General features: G+C 72.4%; 6 protein-coding genes. 3 read left to right on the top strand and 3 right to left on the bottom strand.

The window, feature by feature from the left end:
* A partial coding sequence (locus VGH85_02600) for a histidine kinase N-terminal domain-containing protein (protein ID HEY2172678.1) occupies positions 1–1,436 on the bottom strand: 1,436 nt, incomplete at its 3' end.
* A 26-nt stretch (positions 1,437–1,462) separates the two neighbouring features.
* Here VGH85_02600 and bioA point away from each other — a divergent pair.
* Positions 1,463–2,767 carry an adenosylmethionine--8-amino-7-oxononanoate transaminase gene (gene bioA / locus VGH85_02595; GenBank protein ID HEY2172677.1) on the top strand — a complete coding sequence of 435 codons (1,305 nt, stop codon included), beginning with the start codon at positions 1,463–1,465 and terminating at the stop codon, positions 2,765–2,767.
* A 13-nt stretch (positions 2,768–2,780) separates the two neighbouring features.
* Here bioA and murQ read toward each other — a convergent pair whose 3' ends face one another.
* Complete coding sequence (murQ, locus tag VGH85_02590) at positions 2,781–3,722, bottom strand: N-acetylmuramic acid 6-phosphate etherase (GenBank protein ID HEY2172676.1); 942 nt, start codon at positions 3,720–3,722, stop codon at positions 2,781–2,783.
* Entirely contained in the window at positions 3,719–4,747 is a 1,029-nt protein-coding gene (locus tag VGH85_02585; GenBank protein ID HEY2172675.1) for an SIS domain-containing protein, read from the bottom strand. Before VGH85_02585 ends, murQ begins: the two co-directional genes overlap by 4 nt.
* Positions 4,748–4,831: 84 nt before the next feature.
* On the opposite strand from VGH85_02585, the gene bioD reads away from it, so the two are divergent.
* Positions 4,832–5,563 (top strand): dethiobiotin synthase, encoded by a 732-nt coding sequence (bioD, locus tag VGH85_02580; protein ID HEY2172674.1) that lies wholly within the window; start codon positions 4,832–4,834, stop codon positions 5,561–5,563.
* Positions 5,508–6,557: a biotin synthase BioB gene (gene bioB / locus VGH85_02575; GenBank protein HEY2172673.1), complete on the top strand. Its 1,050-nt coding sequence runs from the start codon at positions 5,508–5,510 to the stop codon at positions 6,555–6,557. Before bioD ends, bioB begins: the two co-directional genes overlap by 56 nt.
* Positions 6,558–6,578 lie beyond the last annotated feature (21 nt).

The following is a 6,578-nucleotide window of genomic DNA, read 5'->3' as shown; positions in this document are numbered from 1 at the left end:
GTGCCGCCACGTTCCCTGCGGCGCAACGACAACGACCCGCGCAGCTCGCTGTCCACCAGCGTGCGCACGATCTGCAGGCCGAGCCGTTCGGTGCGCTCCAGTGAGAACCCGCGCGGCAGGCCCTTGCCGGTGTCGGAGATCAGGACGTCGAGCCACTTGGCGCCGCGGTCCACGTGCAACACCACCTCACCACGCTCCGGCGCGGGATAGGCGTGCTCGAACGCGTTCTGCAACAACTCGGTCAGCACCAACACCAACGCGGTCGCCCGATCTGCTGACACCACACCGAAGTCGCCTTCCCTGCGTACGGTGACGCGGCCATCGGTGCCTGCCAGGTCGCCCATCATCGGCACCACCCGGTCCACCAGTTCGTCCAGGTTGACGCGTTCGTCGACGGACTGGGCCAGGGTTTCGTGCACCATCGCGATGGACGTCACCCGGCGGACCGACTCGGTGAGCGCGTCGCGAGCGGAATCATGGGACGTTCGACGGGACTGCAACCGCAGCAATGCTGCGACGGTTTGCAGGTTGTTCTTGACCCGGTGGTGGATTTCCCGGATGGTCGCGTCCTTGGTCATCAGCTGCCGGTCCCGGCGGCGTACCTCGGTGACGTCGCGGATCAGCACCAGGGCACCGCGGGCCGCGCCGCCCGGCCGGAGCGGTAACGCCCGGACCAGGACCGTCGCGCCCCCGGCGTCGATTTCCATCCGCTCCGGACGCTGGCCGGCCACCGCCGCCCGGATGCGGTTGGCGACCTCCTCCCCGTCGAACGGGTCGGTGGCGAGCGAGCGGGTGAGCGGGCCGAGCTCCGTTCCCCGCACGTCGCCCGCGACACCGAGCCGCCGGTACGCCGACAGGGCGTTGGGGCTGGCGTAGACGACCACGCCCGTGGCATCGACCCGGAGCAGCCCGTCGCCGGCGCGCGGGCCGACGTGCGCCTCGGGGTCGTCGGCGGCGGTCGGGAAGGTCCCTTCCGCGACCATCTGGCACAACTCGCCGGCGGCCTGCAGGTAGGCGAGCTCGAGTGCGCTCGGGGACCGCGCGGCCGCGAGGTTGGTATCCCGGGAGAGCACGGCGATCACCTGGTCGCCCTTCCGGACCGGGATTCCTTCCCGGCGTACCGGCAGGTCGCCGTCCCAGTCCGGGTCGGCCTCCCGGCAGATCCGCCGCTCGCGCAACGCCACCGCGAGCGGGAAGGCCGCGTCGACCGGCTGGCGGCGTCCGACCTGGTCCTCCTGATAGGTCGTGGGCCCGGTCGTCGGACGCACCTGCGCGACGCACAGGAGGTCACCGCGCGTGGTCGGCACCCACAGCAGCAGGTCGGCAAAGGAGAGGTCGGCGAGGAGCTGCCACTCGGTGACCAGCCACTGCAGGTGGTCGACGCCGGCCGGCTCCAGCGTGGTGTTCTCGGCGAGGAGGTCGGACAGGATCGACACGTGGCCAGCGTGCCAGACTGCGAACCATGAGCACCTCCGACTGGGTGGACCGCGACCTGCGCTCGGTCTGGCACCCGTTCACCCAGCACAGCCGGTGGCCCGACGACGATCCGCTCGTCATCGAGTCCGCCGACGGGATGCACCTCGTCGACGATCAGGGCCGGCGCTACCTCGACGGCGTCAGCTCGCTGTGGGTGACGGTGCACGGACACCGCGAGCCCGCCATCGATGCCGCGATCCGGGCCCAGCTCGACCGCCTGGACCACTCCACGTTTCTCGGGCTGAGCCACCGGCCCGGGGTCGAGCTGGCCGAGGAGCTGCTCTCGGTCGCCCCGGCCGGGCTGTCCCGGGTGTTCTACGCCGGGGACGGCGCGTCGGCGGTCGAGGCCGCGATCAAGATGGCGTTCCAGGCGGCCGACCAGCGCGGCGAGGTCCGCCCACTCTTCGTGCACCTCGCCGAGGGCTACCACGGAGACACCCTCGGCGCGGTCAGCGTCGGCGGGATCGCGACGTTCCACGCGGCGTACCGGCCGATCCTGCTCGACACCCGGATGGTCTCCTCGCCGGGCGTCCGCAAGCCCGGGCAGACGGCGACCGATCGCGCCACCGAAGTGGTCGACGAACTCGCCGCCCTGATGGCCCGCGACGGCGACCGCGTCTGCGCGATCGTCGTCGAGCCGATGGTGCAGGCGGCCGGCGGCATGCTCACCCACGACGCGGAGTTCCTGCGCGGCGTACGACGGCTCTGCGACCGCCACGGCGCGGCCATGGTGGCCGACGAGGTAGCCACCGGCATCGGCGCGACCGGTCGGTGGTGGGCGGTGGAGCACGCCGGCGTCAGCCCGGACCTGCTCACCTGCGGCAAGCGGGTGACCGGCGGCTACCTGCCGCTGTCCGCGGTCCTGGCCCGCGAGTCGGTCTACGAAGCGTTTCTCGGCTCCGCCGACAAGACGTTCTTCCACGGGCACACCTACACTGCCAACCCGTTGTGCGCCGCGGCGGCGATCGCCAACCTCAGGCTGATGCGCGAGCGTGACACCGTGGCCGCGGCAGAGTCGCTCGGCCGCCGACTGGGCAGGCTGCTGGAGCCACTCGCCGCCTACGACGGCGTGAGCGAGATCCGCCGGATCGGCACGATGACAGGGATCGAGGTGCACAGCGTCGGCGAACGCACCGGCGACGCGGTGTGCCGGCGGGCCCGCGAGCTCGGCGTGATCGTGCGGCCGCTCGGTGACGTGGTCGTCCTCATGCCGCCGCTGGCCATGGGGGACGACGACGTGACCGAACTCGTGGCCGTCGTCGACCGGGCGGTACGCGAGGTCGTGCGGTAGCGCGGGTCGCCGATCAGACCCGGCCGGCATCGACTGCGGCCCGCAGGCTGTCGTGGGAGTCGGTCAACTCCGCCGCCGCCGCGATCGATACGCCGGTGAGCAGGTGCACGATCGCGACCCGGGTCCGCCCGCCGGCGTCGTCGAGGGCGGTCGCCGCGACCCGCTCGTCGCACCCGGCCGCCTGGGCCACGATCCGACGGGCGCGGCCGCGCAGCTTCTCGTTCGTGGGCCGGACATCGACCATCAGGTCGCCGTAGGTCTTGCCCAGGCGCACCATGACCAGCGTCGAAATCGTGTTGAGCACGAGCTTCTGCGCGGTGCCGGCCTTGAGCCGGGTGGAGCCGGCGATCACCTCGGCACCGACCACGACCTCGAGGGCCACCTCGGCGGCCTCGGCCATCGGCGAGCCGTGGTTGCAGACCAGCGCGGCCGTGAACGCCCCCGCACGCCGGGCCGACCGCAGCGCGCCGAGCGTGTACGGCGTCCGACCGCTCGCCGCCACGCCGATCACGCTGTCCGCGGGGCCTACCGCCAGCGCCTGCACCGCGTCCGCGCCGGCGGCCGCGTCGTCCTCGACGTTCTCCTGGGCGGTCGTCGCCGCGTCCCGGCCGCCGGCCAGCAGTCCGATCACCCGGGCGGGGTCGACCCCGAACGTCGGCACGATCTCGGCGGCGTCCATCTGCCCGATCCGCCCCGCGCTGCCGGCGCCGACATAGATCAGGCGGCCGCCGTCACGCATCCGCCCGGCCACGGCGTCGACCACCGTCGCGATCTGCACCGCGGCGGTGGCGACGGCGAGCGGGACCGTCGCGTCCTCGGCGCCCATCAGCGCCACGAGGTCGGCGGTGGACCGCAGGTCGAGGTCGGCCAGATCCGGCCGGCGACCCTCGGTGGTGAGTCCACCAAGCCCGTCGGCGGCACCCGCTGCCGACGGATCCAGGTCCACGCCGGTCACCAGGTCTCGGTGATCTTCGACAGGCCGCGCGGCGCGTCCGGATTACCGCCGCGGGCCACCGCGAGATCACGGGCCAACAACTGCAGCGGAAGGATCTCCAGCACCGGCGAGAGTTCCTCCGCGACCGTCGGCAACGGCAGGTGCGCGGCGTGCGGCACGGCCGCCGGGTCGCCGATGACGAGCAGATCGGCCCCGCCCTCGGCCAGCCGCTCGAGCACCGGGCGCAGCGCCTGCCCGCCCTCACCGTGCGGCGCCACGGCCAGCACCGGCATCTCCCGGTCGACCATCGCCAACGGGCCGTGCAACAGGTCGGCGCCGGAGAACGCCTGAGTCGGCAGGTAGCAGGTCTCCATCAGCTTCAGGGCAGCCTCGCGGGCGGTCGGATAGGCGTAGCCGCGGGCGGTGGTGATCATCCGTTCGGCGAACCGGTAACGCTGGACCAGGGCGGCGACGGGGCCCGCGGATTCGCTGATGAGCTGCTCCGCGAGCACCGGCAGCGGTTTGGCGGTGGCGACGGCCTCGTCCACCGAACCGACCCGCACCGCCTCCATGAGCAGGTAGAGCGCGAGCAGTTCGGCCGTATAGGTCTTCGTGGCGGCGACGGCCCGCTCGTGTCCGGCGCCGACGTCGATGTGCAGTTCGGCAGCGGACGCGAGGGCGGACTCCGCGTTGTTGGTCACCGCGACGGTCAGTCCGCCGCAGGACCGGGCCGCCTCCACCGACCCGACGAGGTCGGGCGACCCGCCACTCTGGCTCACCGCGACGACCAGGACGTCGCGCAGATCCGGCCGGGCGCCGTAGACGGTCATGGTCGACGGTGAGGCGAGTCCGGCGGGAAGGCCGAGCCGGATCTCGACGAGGTACTTCGCGTAGAGCGCCGCGTGGTCGGAGGTGCCGCGCGCCACCAGCAGCACGAACCGGGGACGCCGGGCACGAACAACCTCCGCGACGGCCGCGATCGACCCGGCACCTTCGCCGAGCAGGGTGCCGAGCACGACCGGTTGCTCGAGGATGTCTGCACCCATCTGCGCGCCGGGCTGCGGGTCGTCGATCGTCATGCGGGGCATTCTCCCGCAGACCGCGGAAGGACGGACCGTAGGCTCCCGGCGATGAGCATTCTGGTGGTCACCGGGACCGGCACGGACGTGGGAAAGACTGTCGTGACGGCCGCTGTCGCGGCACTGGCCGCCGACCGGCGGTCGACGGTCGCTGTGGTGAAACCCGCCCAGACCGGTGTGGGGCCCGACGAGCCGGGCGATCTGGCGGAGGTACGACGCCTGTCCACAGTGGACGATCTGCACGAATACGCCCGCTACCCCGACCCGCTGTCACCGGAGGCCGCGGCCCGGCGCAGCGGGCTCCCCGCACCCACCGTCGACGACGTGGCCCGCCGGATCCGGTCGCTCGCCGAGCAGCGCGACCTGGTCCTCGTGGAGGGTGCCGGCGGGCTGCTGGTGCGGTTCGGTCCCGACGGCTGGACGATCGCCGACCTGACCCGGCTGCTCGCTGCCCCGGCGCTGCTTGTGGTCGCGGCCGGCCTCGGGACGCTGAACCACACCGCGCTCACGCTCGAAGTCATGGCCGGACGGGGGATCACCCTGTCCGGCATCGTCGTCGGATCGTGGCCGCGGCGGCCCGACCTGGCCGCCCGCGTCAATGTCGATGACCTGGCCGCATTGGGCGGGCGACCGATTGCCGGGGCGCTCGCCGAGGGAGCGGCCGCCGCGCCGGACTTCCTCGGCGCCGCGCGGACCGGCCTCTCCCCGGCGTACGGCGGCCGATTCGATGCGGCAGACTTCGGGGTGCAGATGCACGCCAGCGCCGAGGACAGGAGCACCTGACGTGCCCGACATCCTGACCACCGCCCGCGAGCAGGTCCGCGACGGCGGTCACGGCCTCGACGAGGCCCAGACCCTCGCCTGCCTGCAGGTGGACGACGGGCGGCTCGACGAGCTGCTGGAGGTCGCGCACGAGGTGCGGATGCGCTGGTGCGGACCGGAGGTCGAGGTCGAGGGGATCGTCAGCGCCAAGACCGGCGGCTGCCCCGAGGATTGCCACTTCTGCTCCCAGTCGGGTCTGTTCGACTCCCCGGTGCGCTCGGCCTGGCTGGACGTGCCGTCGCTGGTGCGGGCCGCCCGGGAGACCGCGGCGACCGGAGCGACCGAGTTCTGCATCGTGGCGGCGGTGCGCGGGCCGAACGAGCGGCTCATGGACCAGGTGCGCGAATCGGTCGCCGCGATCCGCGCCGAGGTCGACATCAACATCGCCTGCTCGCTGGGGATGCTCACCCAGGATCAGGTCGACGAGCTGGCCGGGATCGGCGTACACCGGTACAACCACAACCTGGAGACGGCCCGGTCCTACTTCCCGCAGGTGGTCACCACGCACAGCTGGGAGGAGCGCTGGTCGACCCTGAGCATGGTGCGGACGGCCGGCATGGAGGTCTGCTGCGGCGGGATCGTCGGGATGGGCGAGTCGCTCGAGCAACGGGCGGAGTTCGCGGCCCAGCTCGCGGCGCTCGAACCGGACGAGGTGCCACTGAACTTTCTCAATCCACGTCCGGGTACGCCGTTCGGCGACCTGCCGGTCCTCGACGCGGCGACGGCGTTGAAGACGGTGGCCGCCTTCCGGTTGGCCCTGCCGCGCACCATCATCCGCTACGCCGGCGGCCGCGAACTCGCCCTCGGCGACCTGGCGAGCAAGGGAATGCTCGGCGGCGTCAACGCCGTGATCGTCGGGAACTACCTGACCACGCTCGGCCGGCCGGCCGAGGCCGATCTGGAACTGCTCGAGGATCTGCAGATGCCAATCAAGGCGCTCAACGCCAGTTTGTAAGAAACTGGGAAGCGTGGCTCG

It is taken from the genome of Mycobacteriales bacterium (assembly GCA_036497565.1).
Taxonomy (GTDB): domain Bacteria; phylum Actinomycetota; class Actinomycetes; order Mycobacteriales; family QHCD01; genus DASXJE01.
This window is presented reverse-complemented; position numbering and strand designations above follow the sequence as displayed.